Source organism: Mesorhizobium sp. M1403 (genome assembly GCF_040317695.1).
Taxonomy (GTDB): domain Bacteria; phylum Pseudomonadota; class Alphaproteobacteria; order Rhizobiales; family Rhizobiaceae; genus Mesorhizobium.
Genome location: NZ_JAMYKY010000012.1, coordinates 124390 through 142918 on the forward strand (window position 1 = coordinate 124390; position 18529 = coordinate 142918).

Genomic DNA, 18529 nt, shown 5'->3' on the forward strand with positions numbered 1-18529 from the left:
GGCAAGGAGCCGGGGATCCGGGCTTGTGCCGTTCCGGCCGTCAGCGAACCCGATAGAACGGATTTGGCAGCAGGAACAGCTTCTCGGCATGCCCCCCGAACAAGTCGGATGGCTGGTCGCCGACATTGGCAATTATCGTGTAGCCGGCCTTTTCGATTTCGGCCCTTATGGGTGCTTTGAAATCTGCGGCGGAGCCGTATTTGGCCCCAGGCTGGACCATGTAAAGGTGCTCATAGCCGGCATAGCCGGCCGACTGCAGGTTCTGTTCGGTTGCCTGACGCTGGTCCTCCGGACGTCCGGTGATGAAGAACACCGCGACTTTCGCCGTTTGCGCCTGCCGGAAGACCTCCAGCACCGGGTCAATGGCCGGATCCTTCGCAAGCTGGTCCCAGGCGGCCCAGCCACAGGGACCGTCGATTGCGATATCGCAGGCGCCGCTGATCGGGCGGCCGAAATTGTCACGTGTGATCACTTCCCAGTTGGCCAAAGCCGTCTCGTCGATGTCGAGCACCAGTGCGGGGCGAGGCACCTCCGTCGCGCGCTTGACGACCCAGTCGCCGGCCTGCTTCGCCACTGCGGCAAGGTCGCGGTCATAGTCGCCGGAATCATGATAATTGGCAGCCGCCAGCATCGCATCGCCGACATTGGCTGGCTGGGACGGGCTTGTGAGAAGGAGCGAATCGGAACGTGCCGGCACAGGAACATTTGTGCCGATCATCAGCACGATTGCCCCGACACGCGCAATTCTATTCCAACCAATCGCCCGCATCATGAGACTTTGCGGTCACGAGAAGTCCGCTGTCAAGCGAGACCGAACAGACGACCGTGCTCCCGGGTGAATTGTGACACGCTTTCGTAACCGACCGCGAACGCCGCGCTGCTCGCGGTCTTTTCCTCCGACAGGTGACGCACCGCCGAAATCTCCGGCGCAAGTGCGTCACCCCAGGTCATAGCCAACACGGCCTTGACCGTGCCCTACGCCGCCTGAACGATCTCGACCAGTTCAACGTCGAACACCAGATCCCGCCCGGCCAACGGATGATTGCCGTCGAGCTTGACGCTGGCGTCGTCCACGCCGACGACTGTTACCGGCATGGGGCGCCCTTCTGGGGTTCTGACCTGCAATCGAGTGCCGATATCGACGTTGATGTTGTCTGGTACGCGGGCGCGGTCAACGGTCATGACCGCTTCGGGGCGGTGGGGGCCATAGGCGGCCTCGGCGGGAACAGTCACGGTGCTTTTCGCGCCCACCTCCATGCCCTCGACATGGGTTTCAAGACCGGGAATCACCTGTCCTTCACCCAGCGTGAATTGCAGCGGTTCGTTGCCGGAAGAATCGAATTGGGTGCCGTCTGCGAGGCGGCCATTGTAATTGATGCGCACGGTGTCGCCATTCTTGGCCTGTGTCATGGTAGTCATCCTTTTGGAAGGTTTTGAGGGGCCGGCCAGAGCTCACGGTCCCGTCCTCGATCATCCACGCACTCAAGTGCACGGCGCGAGACGTTAAAACTAGGTGCCTGGCTGCCGATGTAAACCCCGATTGAGCTACGTCGGTATGACGCCGCCGGCGCTCGCCGCCTCCGGCAGGAGTGCGCCGGACTGGCGGTCATGCCGCCTCAACCCATTCAGGCGGCGTGCAAATGGCGGCTAGATCAGGTTATGGCCGCCATCGATGCGGATTGTCTCGCCGGTCGTGAAGTCACTTTCCATGAGGTAGAGGTAGGCGGCGGCGACGTCCGCAGCGGTCGGAATTTTTCTCGATGGCAACCGGGCAGCCATGTCGGCAAAGAAGCCGGATTTGGCTTCTCCAACGATGTCCCACATCGGTGTGTCGACCCATCCGGGAGACACGACATTGACGCGTGTCGGGGCCAGTTCGAGCGCCAGGGCGCGGGCGAAGTAGCTGAATGAGCCGGCAATCGCGGAGACGACTGCACCTCCCGGCACCGGCGGCTTGTCCTTGTTGATACCCGACGTGAAGGTCATGGAGCCGCCGGCCCTCAGGGTGCGCACAGCGTGCTTGGCGAGCATGACGGCGCCAATCAGCTTGTTGTCGACGAAGCGCCGCACCGCCTCCATGTCGGCGCGCTCGATGGGGTCGCCGGGCGGCAGTGTTCCGGCTGTCGATACGAGGTGATCGAACGCACCGACTTTGTCGAACAGGCGAGCGACGCCCGCTTCGTCGGTCATGTCGGCGACCAAGCTTGTCACGCGATTACCCGCATTGAGCGCCCGTTCGGCGGCCTGCAGTTTCTCGTGCGACCGCCCGACGATCACGACCTTAGCTCCGCTGTTGAGCGCAGCTTCCGCGACGCCAAGACCGATGCCGGAACTGCCTCCGACGACGACGACTTTCCTGTCCACGAGCGATGTCACGGGAGGTCTCCATTCGTTTGCGATGTAGGTGAGGGTCAAGCCTTGCCGGCGTAGGCGGCTTCGAGGTCGGCGATGATGATCTTGCGCATCCCATACATCGCCTGCCGGACGCGGTTGGCCTTTTCGCGATCCGGATCGGCACTGAGCCGCGGCAGGATTTCCGGGATGACCTGCCAATAGACGCCGAACTTGTCAGTGAGCCAGCCGCAGGGTTGTTCCCTGCCGCCGCCGGCGGTGAGCGCCTCATAGTAGTAGTCGGTCTCGGCCTGGTCCTTGGTCTCGATGTAGAGCGAGAGCCGCTCGTTGAAGGGCGGCTGCGGCCCGGCGTTGAGCGCTGTAAGGTGCAGTCCCTCGAGCTCGAAATCGAAGGTGGCATGCGGGACCGTCTTGTTGGTTCCGGACACCCAGTCGGTGTATTCGATCGTCTCGAGCACTTTGCCGTTCTTGAAGACCGAGAGATAGAAATCGCGGGCCTCCTTGGCGTCGGTGTTGAACCAGAGGAATGGATGGATGGTGGCCATGTCCGTTCTCCGTTAATTCCTTGCGACAGCGATCTTTCGCGAAGAACCTGTCCGCCGTTACTTTCGTTCAGGCTAGCGGCGGTCCGACTGCCGATAGATCGAGCCGTCCCAGTCGCGGGCAAACCCGAGGTCTTCGAGCCGGCGGGTCGAGAAGCGTGCAATCAGCCGCTCGGTCCGGCGCCGGCTGCTCGAGGCGAGGATGCGGCCGGCCATGCCGGTCAGGACGTCGACGATGGGTTCAACTCGTTTGGCGCTCATGGTGCTCTCCGTGGATGTGGGCGGTTGCCCCGCGACTTTCGTCAGCGAGAGTATCAGTCACATCAGACTTGCCTCTTGCAGCGGCGGCGGATGACTGATTACGTGAGCAAACATGCCGTCTTCCGGTCTGGACGACAAACGACTTATCGGCGACAGTATGTGAGCAACGCTCACACATGCAGGTATCGATCATGCCCCGGAAGCTGCCTCCCCTCACCACCTTGCCGAGCTTCGAGGCCGCGGCGCGCCTGTTGAGTTTCTCCAAGGCGGCAGAGGAACTTCATGTCACCCACGGCGCCATCAGCCGGGCGATCAAGAACCTTGAGGATCAGCTCGGTGTGCAGCTGTTCGAGCGCGGTACGCGTTCGGTGAGCCTGACCGCCGTCGGCGAGCCCTATGCGCGGGCGGTGCGCGAGGTGCTCGACCAGTTGGCTGCCGCCACCGCTGCAGCAACGGCCCGCTATTCGAGCTCGACACTGAACGTCAGTACCTCCGATGGCTTCGCGGGGAGATGGCTGGTGCCACGCCTCTATCGCTTTCACCGTGCGCATGGCGACATCGATGTGCGGGTTTCGACGAGCGGGAAGCTGACCAACTTCCTCGGCGACGGCATCGATGTCGCGGTCCGCTATGGCAGCGGAAATTATGCGGGGCTCACGTCAGAGTTCTTGACCGGCGAGGAGGTGTTTCCAGTGTGCAGCCCAAAGCTTCTTGAGGGTGCACATCCGCTCCGCACGCCTCAGGATCTCAAACATCACACGCTGATCCGTGACAGCTTTCCGATCGACTGGGCGACCTGGCTCGCAAGCGCCGGGGTCGACGGCGTGGACCCGCAGAGCGGGATTACCTTCGACTCTGCCACCTTTGCGATGGAGTCGGCAGCACAAGGCGAAGGGGTGGTGCTGGGCCGGACCATGCTCGTTGCAGCCGACCTTGCCGCCGGGCGACTTGTCCGCCCCTTCGGCCACGCCCTGAAATCCCCCTCCAGCTTCTATCTCGTCTACCCGCCAGCGGCGATCCGTCAGCGCAAAGTCAAGGCTTTTCGGGATTGGCTGCTTTCAGAAGTCACGCCGCAAATAGGGTGACGGGAAGGCCGAGCCGAGGGGACAGTTCGCCTACAGATCAATGTCCGAAAAACCGCTACTATCAGCTCGCCCGAACTGCGGTGATGATCCAGGCACGCGAGTCGAAAAGCACGCCGTCCGCGGTCAAGCGCGCGTCGAGCAGTTCGCGCAACCGCCGCAGCGCCGCAGCGACATCCACATCCGCGCTAGCCAGCGGATCCTTCACCAGTTGCAGGCCAAGCAAAGCGTCATAAGCCGCATCGACGTCCAGGCCATAGAAAACCGGTTCATGCACTTCGGCAAAGTCGACCGAAACAAAACCGGACGCACGCAAGACCTCCGCGGTGATGACGGGGTCACCGAGCGAAAACGGGGTGGCGGCGGCTGCCGATATGGCGGTCCCCGGCGCAATCGCCCGCTGAATGGCAGTCGCCCACTCGTTGCGGTCCTGGCCCTGCCATACCATCCACACAAGACGTGCCCCTGGTCGCATCGCCCGGCCGATATTGGCGAACGCCGCCGCCGGATCGGCAAAGAACATCACGCCAAAGCGACTGATGCACAGATCGAAGCCGGCAGGCGGAAACGCCAGCAATTGCGCATTGCCGCGCTCGAAGGCGACGTTTCGCAATCCCTCGTCCGCGCTACGCCTCCGGGCGAACTCGAGCATCTCGGCCGATACGTCCACCCCGAGCACGGTGCCTTCCACCGCGACGCGGGCAGCATCGCGAGAAGATTGTCCCGAGCCGCATCCGATATCGAGCACGCGATCACGCGTTCCCGCCTTGACGGCAGCCCTGAAGACCTCGTTGTGCCGTCGCAGCTCGGCGTCGTAAAACTCGGCGCAGTTCAACACCATCGCACGCCTGCCTGGACATGATGGGCACGGCGGCATTCCCAGCCGCTCCGCTCTGATCTTGTCGATGATCTCCTCAGCCGGGTGATGCACCGACTTCTGCTTCGGGTCACCCCAGCACTACCAGCCGCGCCGCGCTGCCTCGATCGCGGCAACGTCGATTTTCTTCATCTCCATCATCGCCTCGAATGCGCGCTTTGCTTCGTCGCCGCCGGCAGCCATCGCCTCGGTCAGAACGCGCGGCGTGATTTGCCAGGAGATGCCCCATTTGTCCTTGCACCAACCGCAGGCACTTTCCTGGCCGCCATTGCCGACGATGGCGTTCCAGTAGCGGTCGGTCTCCTGCTGATCGTCGGTGGCGATCTGGAAGGAGAAGGCTTCGTTGTGTTTGAACGCGGGACCGCCATTGAGGCCGAGGCAGGGGATGCCGGCGACCGTGAACTCGACCGTCAGCACGTCGCCCGCCTTGCCGGACGGGTAGTCGCTGGGAGCGCGGTGGACGGATTTCACCAAGCTGTCGGGGAAAGTCTCGGCATAGAAGCGGGCCGCAGCCTCGGCGTCCTTGTCATACCAAAGGCAGATCGTGTTCTTGGCGATTGTCATTGCTGGTCCCTTTGCTTTTGAATCAACCTGGGCTTTTGATCAACCTGGGCTTTTGGAAACAACCTGGGCTTTTGAAATCAACCCGGGCCTTGAAGTCAATCCGGGCTTTTGCACAGCCAGCCTCGGCGTTGCACTACGAAAATGGAATGCGCTCGTGCCATCTGACGTTCCGACAGCAACACCTGCACGGCATCAAGGTATCACGGCTGGCACTTTTAAGACCAGATGTGGGCAGTGACTCGAACGGGCGACGGTCCGCCGGGTCCCGACCGGTGGCCTTCACTTTTTTGTCTGGGGCAGCTTTGTTTGGGGCAGCGCCGCTTTGCTCAAGGGCGTGCTGGCTTTCGGTTGGGCGCCCCGGTGCCTCAGGAGGCGCACAAGCAAGTTCCGTCTGCCCTTGCGCGGGACGAGATCGATATCGCTGACAAGCTTTGCGCCGCCCTCGCGACGCTCCAACGTGATCTTGCGGCTATGAAAGGTTTCCAGCTCGGCGCGATGCGCTACGCTGATGATGGTGACCTTCGGCAATTCGCGAATGATCATCTCCATCATCTTGTCCTGGCTCTTCTCATCAAGTGCTGAGGTTGCTTCATCCAGCACTATGATATCGGGGCTGTGCAGCAGAAGACGCGCGAAGGCGAGCCGCTGCTTTTCGCCACCCGACAAGGTCTGGTCCCATGGCGCGTCCTCTTCGATCTTGGCGTTGAGATAATCGAGTCCCACCTTGTCGAGAGCCGCCTTGATCTTTTTCAGCGTCCAGTTGTCGGCGGCGCCTGGATAGGCGACTGCGCGGCGAAGCGTCCCGGTGGGGATGTAAGGCCGTTGCGGCAACATGAACAACCGTCTGTCGGCGTGGATGTTGACGCTGCCGCTACCCCACGGCCACAGGCCTGCGACGGCCCGCACCAGCGTGCTCTTGCCTGAGCCGGATTCGCCGGCAACGAGCACCCGCTCGGCTGGTTTGATCACGACTTCGGTCTCCTTGACCACGGCGGTACCGTCGTCGAGCGACACGGAGAGATTGTTCAGACCAAGCATCGCATCGCCTTCTGTTTCGCCGCGCTTTATGCGTCCAAGGGTGTTGCTCTGTTCCGCCCGCTCGAGCCCGTCGAGCGACATCATCAGCGAGGCGATGCGCCGTGCACAGGCATTCCAATCAGCGAGACGGGGGTAGTTGTCGACCAGCCATCCGAACGCACCCTGCACGATGGCAAAGGCCGAGGCAGCCTGCATTACCTGTCCAAGTGTCATGCTGCCTTCGAGAAACTTTGGAGCGCAAAGCAGAACCGGCACGACCGGCGCAAACAGGCTCGACCCCTGCGACACCAGCGCTGTGCGCATGTGCTGGCCTGCAAGGAGCGCCCATTGCCTGAGCACATGGGCGAATGTCTTGTCCATGCCGCTGCGCTCCTCCTCCTCGCCGCCGAGCAATGCGATACTCTCGCCGTTTTCCCGCACGCGCGTCAGCGTGTAGCGGAACTCGGCTTCCGCCTGGTTTTTTTCCTCGGAGAGGTGGACGAAATGGCGGCCGATGACCGCCATCGAGGTGGACGTGATTGCGGCATAGATTACCGCGGTGACGACCAGGAAGCCGGGAATGGTGACGGTCGAACCTGCAATCGGCAGGGTCAAGGCGCCGCCGATCGTCCACAGCACCACGATGAAGGTCGAGGCCGACAGAAATGCGACGATGACACCGGCAATGAAATCGACGGGCGATTCTGTGGCAATCCGCAAATCCTCGGCGATGCGGGCTTCGGGATTGCTGTGGTCACCGCCGACGAGGTTCAGCTGATAGTAGCGGCCGCTTGCAAGCCAACGCGCGATGACTGCGGTGGTGAGCCAGGAGCGCCAGCGGCGCTGTATCGTCATACGAAAGAAGACTTGTGCCACCACAAGGCTTGTGCTTCCGAGCACGAGCGGCACGAAAACGGCGCTCAGCCGATATACGGTATGGGCGTCGCGTTGCTCAATGGCGTCGAAAATTGCGCGATTCCAGACATTGATCCCATACTGGAAGCCGACATTGGTGACGATCAGGACCAACAGCCCGATCGTGCACGGCCAAGCGAGCCTATCGCCAATGCTGCCCCAGTAACCGCGCGCGCTGATCCAGAAACGCTTCAGCAGGTACCTCTTGCGCGCCTGCTCGGCCTCTTCGGGTGTCAGCTCCGGATCGGGTTCGATGAAATCCGGCGGCGGCGCGGCCTCGCCGACGACCTCGGACGCGGCTTCGACAGTCGATTGTTTCTCGTGGCGCGACTTCTCGGCATCGCGCAATTGGGCGGCGTCAACCGATTTCGGCTTGAATCTAGCCTCGGGCATCCGGCGATAACGGCTTAAAAATCAGAAGGTTTCATAGCGTCCGCTCGAGATGGTCAGCTGCCAACAGCGCCTGGGCTTGGAGAAGCGCCGCGCTAAATTAGCTGCAAGGTCGGCCTGACATCGCTTTTCCCGAAGCGACTGCCTCAGGCCGCCTTCCGCTGGGATTTCCATGCTTCGTGGTGCTTTCCCCACGCCGACATCACCGTCACGGCATCGTTCAGGCTAAAGCCCAGCGGCGTGATCGAGTATTCCACGCGCGGCGGAACCTCGTCGTAAGAGCGCCGGCTGATCAGGCCGTCGGCTTCCATCTGCCGCAATTGTTGCGTGAGCATTTTCTCGCTGACGCCGGGCAACAACCGGCGCAATTCCGCGAAGCGGTATGGCCGCAGATGCAGTTCCCACAGCAGCGAGGTTTTCCATTTTCCGCCGATGGCCTGCAGTGCGGCGGCAAAACCGCAGCTGTCCGGTTCCTTGCATCTCATTTGGCAGTCCCTGTCATGATGCCGCTAGCTTACCTCAAGGTGCGTACTTCTCAGCGCATTGAGAATTTATATCTTCGGCTCCGGCGCGCCAAACATAAACCAACCCTCGTCGCGAGGGCCAACGCCTATCGGAGAAGTTATCATGGTATCGAATGTCTGCGTGCTCGGCGCGGGCCGAATGGGCTCGTCCATTATTCGAACACTGCTCGACCGCGGCTATCCAACATTGGTCTGGAATCGGACCGCGGCAAAGTGCAGCCCGCTGACGGCTTTGGGCGCCAAGGTCGCCCCTTCGGTGGCGGATGGGTTCCGAGCGGCCGATGTCGTGATCATCAATGTTCTCGACTATGCCGCCAGCGACGCTTTGCTGAAGCAGGACGGCGTCGCTTCGGTACTGGCCGGTAAAGCCGTCGTGCAACTCACCTCCGGCTCACCGCGTCTGGCGCGGGAAGAAGCTCGCTGGGTGGAGGCGCATGGTGCCGGGTATCTGGACGGGGCAATCATGGCCACTCCGGATTTCATCGGAAAACCCGAGACCGCATTGCTCTATTCGGGTTCCCGCAGCGTCTACGAGACGCACAAACCCCTGCTTCTCGCGCTCGGCGGCGGTACCAGCTATGTCGGGGAGATTCCCGGCCAGGCTTCGGCGCTCGATATTGCACTGCTCACCCAGATGTGGGGCGGGCTCTTCGGAGCATTGCAGGGGATGGCTGTTGCCGAGGTCGAAGGTCTCAGCCTGGAGATGTTCCGGAGCCATCTCTCGGCATTCAAGCCGGTGGTCGATGCGGCTCTCTTCGACCTGGTCGATAGGACAAATGCCAGGCGCTTTGCCGGCGACGACGCAACGCTGGCATCATTGGGCGCCCACTACAGCGCCTTCCAGCACCTGCTCGAGGTTTGTGACGAGCGAGGGCTCGACGCGGCTATGCCTCGCGCGATGGATACGATCTTTCGGCAGGCGCTTTCGCTCGGGCGCATGGAAGATGATTTTGCATCTCTCGCGCCTCTGTTTCGGAACGGTTCGCCGCATCAGAGCAGGGAAACGGCGCATGCATAGCGGCGGTAAGACGAGACGAACCGCGACCTGCTCATGCCGGGCGGTGGAACTTATCCTCACCGGAGAGCCGCGGCGTGTCTACGCGTGCAGTTGCCTGGAGTGTCAGCGATGTACCGGGACGGCGTTTTCGTACCGGGCCATCTACGCCGACGCGGCCCTCGTCGGACAGAAAGGGGAGACCAGATCGTGGCGCAGAACCGGGTCGTCGGGACAATGGTTGGAGCAGACATTCTGCAGCATTTGCGGATCGGTCGTTTTCATGCGGGCAGAAGGATTGAAGGATGCGCTGTCGGTCTCGGTCGGCTGTCTGGAGGACCCGCATTTTCCGGCCCCGGCAACGCTCCACTGGCCTGACAGGAAACATAAATGGCTTCGTTTGGAAGGCTTGCCCGAGGTCGCTTGAGGACCGAAGTGGCGATGCGTGCAGACGCTGGCACAGGGTTGCAACAGAACTTCAGGGATCACTCTGCTGGACGAGCGGTCCCTACAATTCGCTTCAGGCTCTCAAGATTTGTTCGCATGCCGCGTTCGAAGAAGCTGGACGCGGGCAGAGCGAGAAGCGCCATCGGCCCGGGAAGCCCTTTTCCGGTAATCGAACCCTCGAGGTGGAGATGCGTTTTGTGGCCTGTCGGCGCCAGCCGAAAGCGGTAGGTGAATGGCGTCGGCCCGCTCAAGCAGGACAAAGTCAGCAGGGCGTCGACTTCGAACTCGGTGACCTCCACGATGTTTTCGACGACCCGCCCGGCAAGGTTGCGGCTGAAGCGATAGCGGCTGCCGCGTCCGACCGGGCCGGTCGTGAGCTTGGCTACCGACTGCACCGCCGAGTACCAGGCGGGAGCCGCTTCAATATCCTCGATATGGCGGAAGACGGTCTGGGCAGGCCTGTCGATCTCGATTGATATGTCGAACATTTGTGACTTATTCCTTCGGGAGATCGGATGATGGCCCATCGCGCCGGGCGATCGCATTGCCGGCGGCTGTTCCGGCAACCAGAACTCGCAGCAGCCCGACGGCGGTTGTGGTCTCGTCCAGGGTGAGCCGCTGGCCCAGCCATCCGTAAAGCCGGGATTCGACCTGCCGGATTTCGGCGGCGAGCCGGTGCCCCTCCTGTGTCAGTTCGAGTTCCACCTCCCGGCGGTCCTCCGGGTTTTCGCGCCTGACGACGAGCGCCCGCTCGACCAGCGTGCTTACCAGCCGGCTCGGACTGCCGGTCTCACAGACCAGCAGCTTGCCAACGGCATTGAGCGACATTGGTCCGCCGGCCTTCAGGCAGCTGATGACTTCAGCCTGGGAAGGGGTGACGCCAAGCGGCGAGAGCAAGTCGGTAAGCAGCCTGTTGCCTTCGCGCTGGGCGCCGAGAATGAGGAATCGCAGCTCCTCTTCCGGTTTCATGCCGCCGCTCCCAGTTCGAGCGGGGCGGTCACCAGCTGACGCGTCGCCAGCCGCACGGCGCTCTCCGGATCATGGGTCGGCAGATAGATCGTCGGCCGCTGCTGGGCGAGCTGCCGGACGGCCCTCAGGGTCGTCGCGGCAAGTTGGGTATCGGGTCCCACGCCGTCCACCTTGCCGGCAAGCATCAGTGCCTGGTTGTATGAGGTGTCGCCGGCGAGAAAGAGCGTTGCGTCGCCATCCTCCACCAGCACCGAAAGATGACCGGCAGTGTGACCGGGGGTAGCGATCGCAATGACGTCGCCCGCTTTGGTCAAGCGCTTACTCGCCGCAAACGGGCCGAACGGCCCGTCGTCGAGCTCGAGCCGTATGGGGTTGAACCAGTCGGGCCAGCGCTGCGGCAGGTAGCCGCGGAGCATTCCCATGAAACCCGACGCCGTGTCGATCTCACTGGGGGCGGCGAGTATCTCGCTATGGGGAAAATGCACCAGGCCCGCATCGTGGTCCATGTGCAGATGCGTGAGCACCACCCGTTTGACGTCGCGCGGCCCGATACCCAGGCCACGCAGCTGCGGCCCGATCTCTTCTTCCGGCTCGATACGAAAGTGCACTTCCCAGCGAAAGAACGGATGCAGCGAGCGTCCGTGCCCGTTCAGCAGATGCGCCGCCTGTCCAGTGTCGACTACAATGACGCCTTCGTCATGCTCGATGGCCCAGGCGAAGGTCGGCAACCAGCCGGACCAGTTCCTGTCGGCAAAGATGCTGGCAAGCCCATGACCGCGTCCTTCGATCTGGGCCGTCTTGATGCGGACCGACCCGGTCCGGATGGCATGTACTTTCATTTTTTCCTCTCCATTAGATGATATGTCATCGTATGACACGTCATATATTTAGGAGTCAATAGGACGGAGGAGAAAAGATCAGCGCGATGGCGATCGCGAGCATCTGCCGCTCAGCCCGATCGCGCAGGCGCTGAATTCCGGAACAAGGGTGCGATTTTGCCGTTGAGCCAGAAACTGGAAGCGACCCGCATGTCCGAATTGCCGAATGAAGAGATCGAAGGGCGGCTGAACGCCCAGCGCGAGACTTTGGCGCTGGTCGTCGCACTGCTTGCCAGCAAGGATACGGCACCCGAGCGAATATGGGCCGAACTGGAGGCCCGTTTTCAGTTTCAGAACAGTCAGGAGGACCCCGGCGTCCTGCCAAGCAGCGCATTCGCCATCGAGGCTGCGAAGATGCGGGAGTTCAAGCTGATCGCCGAAGAGGCGCGGGCGCGCACTGCGGAATGGAACGGCAGGGACAAGCCACAGGGGGCGCCAGCTGAAGCCCCGGCGAGTGGTTGCAGGACCGGCTATTTTGCGAGGGGCCGAGCAGGCGTCAGCTTTGCCCTAGAAGTGCACGCGCCAACTCTTCCCATTCCTCGTCAAGCGTTGAGGTCGACGGCGCGGCATTGCTGCGCCGATACCAATATTCGGCATTCGACTGGTCGCCTTCCTTGCGGTGGAGATAGGCATGCACGTGCATGCCCGCCGTATCGTCGCGCTGCTGCGCGCATTCGTGCGCCTTAGCCCAATCGCCCTTTGCCTCCCACCACAGCGCCTGCAGGGCAGGGCTCAAGCCGGCTGGCGGCTGTGGTTTTGCAATCGAATCCCTGAAGATTTGCAGATCCATTTTTCCACCCTAGCAACGTACAGGGCGCCGATAATACCTGCACCGGCAGCCGACCGATAGCGTGCATCGGGCGGGACAACCGGAATGGGTGTCGGGAGCCGATAACCGCACGGCCAGATGCTTGATTTGGTGACGTGCATGAAATAGTGCGCACCACGGCACCATGATGCCTGAGACAGCGAGGATGGGTAGCGAGCCGATGACAGCCCCCGACAACGCACGCCAATTCTACCACGGCACCCGGGTCGACCTTAAACCGGGAGACCTGATAGAAGCCGGCTACAGCTCCAATTACGGCGCGAGAAAGCAGGCAGCCTGGGTCTATCTGACCGGCACTCTGGATGCGGCCATCTGGGGTGCAGAGCTGGCCGCTGGTGACGGACGGGAAAGGGTCTATATCGTGGAGCCAACCGGCCCGATCATGGACGACCCCAATCTTACGGGCAAGAAATTTCCCGGCAATCCGACGCAGTCCTATCGCTCCCGTGAGCCGCTCAGGATCACGGGCGAGGTCGCCGAGTGGCAGGGCCACTCCCCCGAGCGGCTGAAAGAGATGAAGGACCATATCGAACGGCTGAAGGCGCAAGGCATCGAGGCAATCGATTGATCGCTAAATCCTGCGATTGCCAAGCTTGGCTCTGACCTACGGTCGGCGGCAGTCGCCGCGAAATACGGCTCCACGTCCGCAATGGGTCCGCGAGTTGTCGTTCCTTGCAGGTTGGAGAGCGGATGCTCCTTTTCATCTCGTCGCGAACGTGATGATCTCGGGGCTCGAAGGGCCAAGTGGGCTGCCGTCAAAGCCGCCGAATTGCTGTTCGATCCGTAGCCCCGCGTTCCCCAGCAGGCTCGATAAGGCGTCCGTGTCGAGGAATCGCAAGGTGCTGCGACTAACTTGCGGAAGGCTCGGATGCTTTCCGCCGAACCTGTGGGTGAATGTCACCGTCTGTCCATCGAACGGCATGATCACCTCTGTTGTGATCTGCACCAGAGACCCGTCAGGTAGCTCAACGACGACCGCATTTTCGGGTGTCCAGCGCTCCCACGCCCGCACAGAAGGGTTCCGCGTCTCGAACGCGAAGCATCCGCCTGGCACAAGGGCCTGTCGCGCAGCCGCCATCAAATCCCGCAGGTCTTCGTCGCTGACAAGGGCCTGGAATGCATGCCCCGTCATCACAATGAGATCAAACTCGGCTGTCCAGCCGGCCGATTGGAGATCGCCGAGGACCCATTCGATATCCGTGCGCGTTCGTGCGCGATTCAACACGCCGGGTGCTGGGTCGATGCCGCAGAGCCGCCCTGAATGTCCGGCCAGGCGTGCCTCGTGAAGGAGGGTGCCCGTTCCACATCCGACATCAAGCACCGCGTCTGCTGTTAGAATGCGGGGCAGGTAGAAATCATAGTCGTCGCGCGCAGATCTCGGGTGCCAGGCATCGTAGACGGCAGCGAGATACGGGTCGGCGAAAAGGTGGTCGACCATAGGCGGTATTCCCAATCAACTTTGATTGTGCGAGCGGTGTCGCCGCGAGCATATAGCCCATAAGTCGCGTCGATCGTTACCGCACGACCTCGCGGTGGGCGCCGGGCAGTCGGGTGGCGATGAGCTTGTCGATGCGGCGGCCGTCGAGGTCGACGACCTCGAAGCGCCAGCCTTGCGCGTCGACGCATTCGCCGGTCGCCGGCAGATGGTGCATGTGCGACAGCACATAGCCGGCGACGGTTTCGTAGTCGCGGTTCTCGGGCAGGTCGATGCGGAGAACCTCCGCCATCTCGTCGGCCTGCATGTAGCCGGCGAGCAGCCATGAGCCGTCCTCGCGCTTGACGGCGTTTTCCTCGTCGCCGGCATCGAGGTCCGAGCGGAAGACGCCGGTGATCGCTTCCAGTATGTCGGCTGGGGTGACGATGCCTTCGAAATGGCCGTATTCGTCATGCACCAGCGCCATGGGCACGTCGGATTCCTTCAGCGTCGCAAGCACATCCAGCGCGTCGGCCTGGTCATGCACGATCGGGGCGGTGCGCACGTGCCGGCGCGGGTCCAGGGCGCGGCCGCCCAGCATCGCGGCCAGCACGTCGCGGGTCTGGACGACACCAATCATGGCGTCGACGCCGCCGTCGCCGGCCGGCAGGCGCGAATGCTGGGTATCCATCAGCAGCTTCCTGATGGCGGCCTCGTCGGCTTGCAAATTGATCCAGTCGACCTCGGTGCGCGGCGTCATCACCGCGCGCACGGCACGGTCGCCGAGCCGCATGACGCCCGCGATCATGCGGCGTTCGTCGGATTCGATGGTGCCGTGGTGCTCGGCCTCGGCGACCAGCATCTTGATCTCCTCGTCGGTGACCTTCTCCTCGCTCTGGCCGCGCTGGCCAAGCAGCCACAGGAGGGCACGGCCGGAAAAGTCGAGCAGGAAGACCAGCGGCGCCGAGAAGCCGGCGAGGATGGTCATTGCCGGAGCGACCCTGACGGCGACCCGTTCGGGGTCGCGCAAGGCGATCTGCTTGGGCACCAGTTCGCCGATGATCAGCGAGCCATAGGTGATTAGGGCGACGACGATGCCGACGCCGAGCGGGTCGGCGAGGCTTTCGCGGATACCGGCCGACGCCAGGAAGGTGGCCAACCGCTCGCCAAGCGTGGCGCCGGAAAAGGCGCCGGACAAGACGCCGACCAAAGTGATGCCGATCTGCACCGAGGACAGGAATTTTCCCGGATTGGCGCCGAGCGCCAGAGCCCGGCCAGCGCCCTTGACGTTGCGGTCGATCATCGCCTTGAGGCGCGCCGGCCGCGACGAGACGATGGCGAGCTCGGACATCGACAGAAGGCCGTTCACACAGATGAGGACGACCACGATGGCAATTTCAGCATAAAGCATGCCGGGTCCATAGCATTGCCACGCGGTTTTCGAAAATAGGACGGTCGCGATTTTTCAGGGCAATCGCTTCAGACAGAAAAGATAATGCCCAATTCGTGTTGGAGGTTATCAATTGTCGAAGTCGGCGCCGCCCTGGCAGCGCAAACCTTAAGCAATGGCCCTTTGTCTTTTCAACTAGCCGGCGGAGCAATCAAGCGGCATCCCAGGGCGGCGCGGAAAAATGCTCGATCAGGGTGTCGACGACGACGCGCACCTTTGGCGCGAGGTTGCGTGTTACCGGCCAGATGGCATGCACCACGGTATTTTCGACAAGACAGTCCGACAGAACCATTTCGAGCTCACCGCGCCTGATGCTGTCGGCCGTCAGCCATGTCGGCAGAAAGACGATGCCGCAGCCGGCCAGTACCGCATCGAGCATCGGTTCGCCGTGGCCGAGCACCAGCCGCGCCTTGGGCGCGAATTTTTCGAGAGGGCCGTCGGCATGCCTGACGGTCCAGGGATGGACAGCGCCGTCGCGGCCGTAGCCGATGAGGCTGTGCCTGGCGAGATCCTCGATCGATTGCGGCCTGCCATGGGCGTCGAGATAGGCGGGGGCGGCGACGATGCCCGAACGCTGGGCATAGATGCGGCGCGCGGCGATCGAAAGGCTGTCGTCGAGATCGCCCATGCGCACCGCTAGATCGATGCCATCCTCGATCAGGTCGACGCGCCGGTCGTTGAACGAGATTTCCATCGTCAGATCCGGGAATTTTTTGGAAATGTCGAACAGCACCGGGACGACGCATCGCCGGCCGAAAGCCAGAGGCAGGTCGACGCGCAGCCGCCCGGAAGGCACCTGCTTGCGGGAAGCGAGCAGTGACTGGGCGGCTTCGATCTCGGCCAGCGCCCTGACGCAGGCTTCATAGTAGCTCAGGCCCTCGCTGGTTGGGCTGAGGCTACGGGTGGTACGGTTGAGCAGGCGAACGCCCAATCGCTGTTCCAGCTGTGCGATCGACTTGCCGACCGCCGATTTCGTGACATGCAGCCGGACAGCGGCGCCGGTGAAGCTGCCAGCCTCCACGGTATGAACGAATGCGACGATGCCCTGCAGATTGGCCGATTCCAATGAAGCGCTCCTATTGTAGAGTTTCGCTCATTAATCTGTTGCGAAACATGCCACATCGAAGCGCTTTTCTCCATAGTGAAACGGCGTAAATGTCCGCGCAGCCATCAACCGCGGAGCGCGAACCAAATGAGCACAGAAAACAAATCCTGGCAGATGAACGGTTTCGGCCTGTCCAGGCTGAAGCCGGCTGAGGGAAAGCTGCCCCAACCCGGGCCGCATGACCTTCGGGTACGCGTCACAGCGGTATCGCTGAATTACAAGGACAGGATGATCGTCGATGGCGTGCTGATACCGGACCTCAGCTTTCCGTTCGTGCCGACGTCGGACGCGGTGGGCGAGGTGGTGGCGATCGGCGGCAAAGTCAGCCGCTTCGGCATCGGGCAGCGCGTGCTCGGCCAGGTCATCGCCGACTGGCCGGACGGCGACGCGCCGCCGGTGCTGCACAAGCATACGCTGGGTTCGTCACTGCCCGGCACGCTGTCCGAGCATGTGCTGTTTCATGAGGATGCCGCCGTGGCGGCGCCGCCGTCGCTCAGCGACATCGAGGCATCGACGCTGCCGATCGCGGCGCTGACGGCGTGGTTCGCGCTGGTCGAGGCGGCCAAGCCGATCCCGGGCGAAACCGTTCTCATCCAGGGCACTGGCGGCGTGTCGCTGTTTGCGCTGCAATTTGCCGCCGCCTTCGGCCTGCGCGCCATCGTCACTTCGAGCAGCGACGAGAAGCTTGAGCGGGCGAAGGCGCTGGGCGCCTGGAAGGGGATCAATTATCGCAGCCAGCCGGCATGGGACGAGGCGGCGCGCGAACTGACAAACGGGGCTGGCGTCAGGCATGTGCTGGAAATGGTCGGCGGCGACAATGCGCGGCGCTCGCTCAATGCGCTGGGCGCCGACGGCAGGCTCTCGCTCATCGGCCTTCTCGGCAGCATGGAGCTCAGCTTCCCAATCATTCCGTTCCTGCGCAACCGGATCGTCGTACAGGGCATATCGATCGGCCATCGCCGCGCTTTCGAGCGGATGAACCAGGCGATCGAGACGCTTGCGATCAAGCCGGTGATCGACAAGCTGTTTGGCTTCGACGAGGTGCCGCAGGCATTTGAGCGATTGGAGACGGGACCGTTCGGCAAGATCGTGATCACCGTGCCCTGAACCCCGTCGGCGCGAATGGCTGTCAGACGGGAAGGCTGATGGCGCGCCTACGGCAGTTGCAGCAGCACGCCGATGATGGCCTTGCCGTCGGTGAAATAGGGATCGCCTTCGCCGTTGCGCCCGGCCTTTGTGGCGCCGACGCCTGGTATCTGGCTGGTCGAGATCAGTATGCCGGCAGCGGCGAGGTCGCGCATCAACTCGTCGCGCTCGGCGTCGATGTCGGGGCCGATGTGATGGGTGATCGCGCCGGTATCGTGGCTGAGGCCAACGCCGCGATCGAAGCTTGCCGAGCCCAGCCAAAGCGGCCGGCCGTCGTCGCCGGTCGCATCGGTCTGCCAGAAGCGGACGTGGTGGCGCCGGTCGGCGCTGGCGCCGACCGGTTTTTCGAAGGCGAGGTCCTGGGCGCGGCCTTCGAACAACAGCCGGCTGACCGGCGCGTCGGGATAGGGGCGGTTAAACAGTACGCTTTCGCCGATCTCGATCGCGGTCTTAAGCGTGATCGCGTCTGCCGTATCCCAGCCGGCGACGGCAAAAGCATGGACAAGCTCCTTCCTGGTGCCGACCAGGCCGACATTGATCGGATCGCCCGGAATGCCTTGCGGCGTGTGCGTCACCATCTCGAATTGCTGATTGCGAAAATTGCGGTCCCGCAACGTCCAGAACTCAGGCGCGGCGAAATAGGCGAGCGAAAGATAAGCGGCACAGCATGCCACCAGCCAGGTCGTTGCACGTCGTCGAAGGCTTCGTTGGCTCATGCATTGGCGCTCAAACTGGCAGGCCGGAAATCCTTGGCAAGCGGCGCTCAGCCGGTC

At 62.5% G+C, this 18529-nt stretch carries 23 protein-coding genes and 1 pseudogene; 6 read left to right on the forward strand and 18 right to left on the reverse strand.

Annotated elements, in window-relative coordinates; all coding sequences use genetic code 11:
- Nucleotides 1-40: 40 nt before the first annotated feature.
- The 6 genes and pseudogenes from NKH01_RS20105 to NKH01_RS20130 all read right to left on the reverse strand — a co-directional run bounded on the left by NKH01_RS20105 (nucleotide 41) and on the right by NKH01_RS20130 (nucleotide 3155).
- Nucleotides 41-718: an HAD family acid phosphatase gene (locus NKH01_RS20105; RefSeq protein ID WP_156948082.1), complete on the reverse strand. Its 678-nt coding sequence runs from the start codon at nucleotides 716-718 to the stop codon at nucleotides 41-43.
- Between the two features lie 83 nt (nucleotides 719-801).
- Nucleotides 802-885: pseudogene (locus NKH01_RS20110) on the reverse strand (helix-turn-helix domain-containing protein); the annotation flags it as partial.
- Nucleotides 886-975: 90 nt separating this feature from the next.
- Entirely contained in the window at nucleotides 976-1410 is a 435-nt protein-coding gene (locus NKH01_RS20115; protein WP_023719136.1) for an FKBP-type peptidyl-prolyl cis-trans isomerase, read from the reverse strand.
- 237 nt (nucleotides 1411-1647) lie between these two features.
- Nucleotides 1648-2376, reverse strand: a complete 729-nt coding sequence (locus tag NKH01_RS20120; RefSeq protein WP_353021946.1) for an SDR family oxidoreductase — start codon at nucleotides 2374-2376, stop codon at nucleotides 1648-1650.
- 35 nt (nucleotides 2377-2411) lie between these two features.
- Nucleotides 2412-2897, reverse strand: coding sequence for a VOC family protein (locus NKH01_RS20125; RefSeq protein WP_352483124.1), 486 nt, complete (start codon nucleotides 2895-2897; stop codon nucleotides 2412-2414).
- 72 nt (nucleotides 2898-2969) lie between these two features.
- The gene (locus tag NKH01_RS20130) at nucleotides 2970-3155 is read right to left on the reverse strand and encodes a DUF1127 domain-containing protein (protein WP_352483125.1); all 186 of its coding nucleotides are present in this window, start codon (nucleotides 3153-3155) and stop codon (nucleotides 2970-2972) included.
- Between the two features lie 191 nt (nucleotides 3156-3346).
- Here NKH01_RS20130 and NKH01_RS20135 point away from each other — a divergent pair, with 191 nt between their 5' ends.
- Complete coding sequence (locus NKH01_RS20135; protein WP_353022027.1) at nucleotides 3347-4240, forward strand: transcriptional regulator GcvA; 894 nt, start codon at nucleotides 3347-3349, stop codon at nucleotides 4238-4240.
- Nucleotides 4241-4301: 61 nt separating this feature from the next.
- On the opposite strand, the gene NKH01_RS20140 is transcribed toward NKH01_RS20135, so the two are convergent.
- Nucleotides 4302-5078, reverse strand: a complete 777-nt coding sequence (locus tag NKH01_RS20140; protein WP_353021949.1) for a class I SAM-dependent methyltransferase — start codon at nucleotides 5076-5078, stop codon at nucleotides 4302-4304.
- Nucleotides 5079-5195: 117 nt separating this feature from the next.
- Entirely contained in the window at nucleotides 5196-5672 is a 477-nt protein-coding gene (locus tag NKH01_RS20145; protein WP_353022030.1) for a VOC family protein, read from the reverse strand.
- Between NKH01_RS20145 and NKH01_RS20150 the strand changes: the two genes are divergently transcribed.
- Nucleotides 5665-5916: a hypothetical protein gene (locus NKH01_RS20150; protein WP_156948077.1), complete on the forward strand. Its 252-nt coding sequence runs from the start codon at nucleotides 5665-5667 to the stop codon at nucleotides 5914-5916. The genes NKH01_RS20145 and NKH01_RS20150 overlap by 8 nt on opposite strands.
- 41 nt (nucleotides 5917-5957) lie before the next feature.
- Here the strand turns inward: NKH01_RS20150 and NKH01_RS20155 are convergent, their stop codons facing one another.
- Together NKH01_RS20155 and NKH01_RS20160 are read right to left on the reverse strand one after the other, a co-directional pair.
- On the reverse strand, nucleotides 5958-8003 hold the full coding sequence (locus NKH01_RS20155) for an ABC transporter ATP-binding protein/permease (RefSeq protein WP_352592497.1): 2046 nt from the start codon (nucleotides 8001-8003) through the stop codon (nucleotides 5958-5960).
- A gap of 143 nt (nucleotides 8004-8146) precedes the next feature.
- Nucleotides 8147-8485, reverse strand: coding sequence for a winged helix-turn-helix transcriptional regulator (locus NKH01_RS20160; protein ID WP_352592494.1), 339 nt, complete (start codon nucleotides 8483-8485; stop codon nucleotides 8147-8149).
- A gap of 142 nt (nucleotides 8486-8627) precedes the next feature.
- Here NKH01_RS20160 and NKH01_RS20165 point away from each other — a divergent pair, with 142 nt between their 5' ends.
- The gene (locus NKH01_RS20165) at nucleotides 8628-9542 is read left to right on the forward strand and encodes an NAD(P)-dependent oxidoreductase (protein WP_353021951.1); all 915 of its coding nucleotides are present in this window, start codon (nucleotides 8628-8630) and stop codon (nucleotides 9540-9542) included.
- A complete protein-coding gene (locus NKH01_RS20170) occupies nucleotides 9535-9945 on the forward strand; it encodes a GFA family protein (protein WP_353021953.1) in 411 nt (136 codons plus the stop codon). The genes NKH01_RS20165 and NKH01_RS20170 overlap by 8 nt, the downstream gene beginning before the upstream one ends.
- Before the next feature lie 58 nt (nucleotides 9946-10003).
- Here the strand turns inward: NKH01_RS20170 and NKH01_RS20175 are convergent, their stop codons facing one another.
- The 4 genes from NKH01_RS20175 to NKH01_RS20190 form a co-directional block, all read right to left on the reverse strand.
- Nucleotides 10004-10453, reverse strand: coding sequence for an SRPBCC family protein (locus tag NKH01_RS20175; protein WP_353021955.1), 450 nt, complete (start codon nucleotides 10451-10453; stop codon nucleotides 10004-10006).
- Between the two features lie 7 nt (nucleotides 10454-10460).
- Complete coding sequence (locus NKH01_RS20180; RefSeq protein ID WP_353021958.1) at nucleotides 10461-10934, reverse strand: MarR family winged helix-turn-helix transcriptional regulator; 474 nt, start codon at nucleotides 10932-10934, stop codon at nucleotides 10461-10463.
- Nucleotides 10931-11773: an N-acyl homoserine lactonase family protein gene (locus NKH01_RS20185; protein ID WP_353021961.1), complete on the reverse strand. Its 843-nt coding sequence runs from the start codon at nucleotides 11771-11773 to the stop codon at nucleotides 10931-10933. The genes NKH01_RS20180 and NKH01_RS20185 overlap by 4 nt, the downstream gene beginning before the upstream one ends.
- Before the next feature lie 535 nt (nucleotides 11774-12308).
- On the reverse strand, nucleotides 12309-12602 hold the full coding sequence (locus NKH01_RS20190) for a hypothetical protein (RefSeq protein ID WP_352639965.1): 294 nt from the start codon (nucleotides 12600-12602) through the stop codon (nucleotides 12309-12311).
- A gap of 199 nt (nucleotides 12603-12801) precedes the next feature.
- Here NKH01_RS20190 and arr point away from each other — a divergent pair, with 199 nt between their 5' ends.
- Nucleotides 12802-13209, forward strand: a complete 408-nt coding sequence (gene arr / locus NKH01_RS20195) for an NAD(+)--rifampin ADP-ribosyltransferase (protein ID WP_502895871.1) — start codon at nucleotides 12802-12804, stop codon at nucleotides 13207-13209.
- A gap of 132 nt (nucleotides 13210-13341) precedes the next feature.
- On the opposite strand, the gene NKH01_RS20200 is transcribed toward arr, so the two are convergent.
- The 3 genes from NKH01_RS20200 to NKH01_RS20210 all read right to left on the reverse strand — a co-directional run bounded on the left by NKH01_RS20200 (nucleotide 13342) and on the right by NKH01_RS20210 (nucleotide 16571).
- Nucleotides 13342-14079: a class I SAM-dependent DNA methyltransferase gene (locus tag NKH01_RS20200; RefSeq protein WP_352592485.1), complete on the reverse strand. Its 738-nt coding sequence runs from the start codon at nucleotides 14077-14079 to the stop codon at nucleotides 13342-13344.
- Nucleotides 14080-14155: 76 nt separating this feature from the next.
- Entirely contained in the window at nucleotides 14156-15466 is a 1311-nt protein-coding gene (locus NKH01_RS20205) for a hemolysin family protein (protein WP_352846673.1), read from the reverse strand.
- A gap of 190 nt (nucleotides 15467-15656) precedes the next feature.
- The gene (locus tag NKH01_RS20210; RefSeq protein WP_353021966.1) at nucleotides 15657-16571 is read right to left on the reverse strand and encodes a LysR family transcriptional regulator; all 915 of its coding nucleotides are present in this window, start codon (nucleotides 16569-16571) and stop codon (nucleotides 15657-15659) included.
- Nucleotides 16572-16697: 126 nt separating this feature from the next.
- Here NKH01_RS20210 and NKH01_RS20215 point away from each other — a divergent pair, with 126 nt between their 5' ends.
- Nucleotides 16698-17717 carry a zinc-dependent alcohol dehydrogenase family protein gene (locus tag NKH01_RS20215; protein ID WP_353021969.1) on the forward strand — a complete coding sequence of 340 codons (1020 nt, stop codon included), beginning with the start codon at nucleotides 16698-16700 and terminating at the stop codon, nucleotides 17715-17717.
- A 47-nt stretch (nucleotides 17718-17764) separates the two neighbouring features.
- On the opposite strand, the gene NKH01_RS20220 is transcribed toward NKH01_RS20215, so the two are convergent.
- Complete coding sequence (locus tag NKH01_RS20220; RefSeq protein WP_352787707.1) at nucleotides 17765-18472, reverse strand: LssY C-terminal domain-containing protein; 708 nt, start codon at nucleotides 18470-18472, stop codon at nucleotides 17765-17767.
- Nucleotides 18473-18529: the final 57 nt, after the last annotated feature.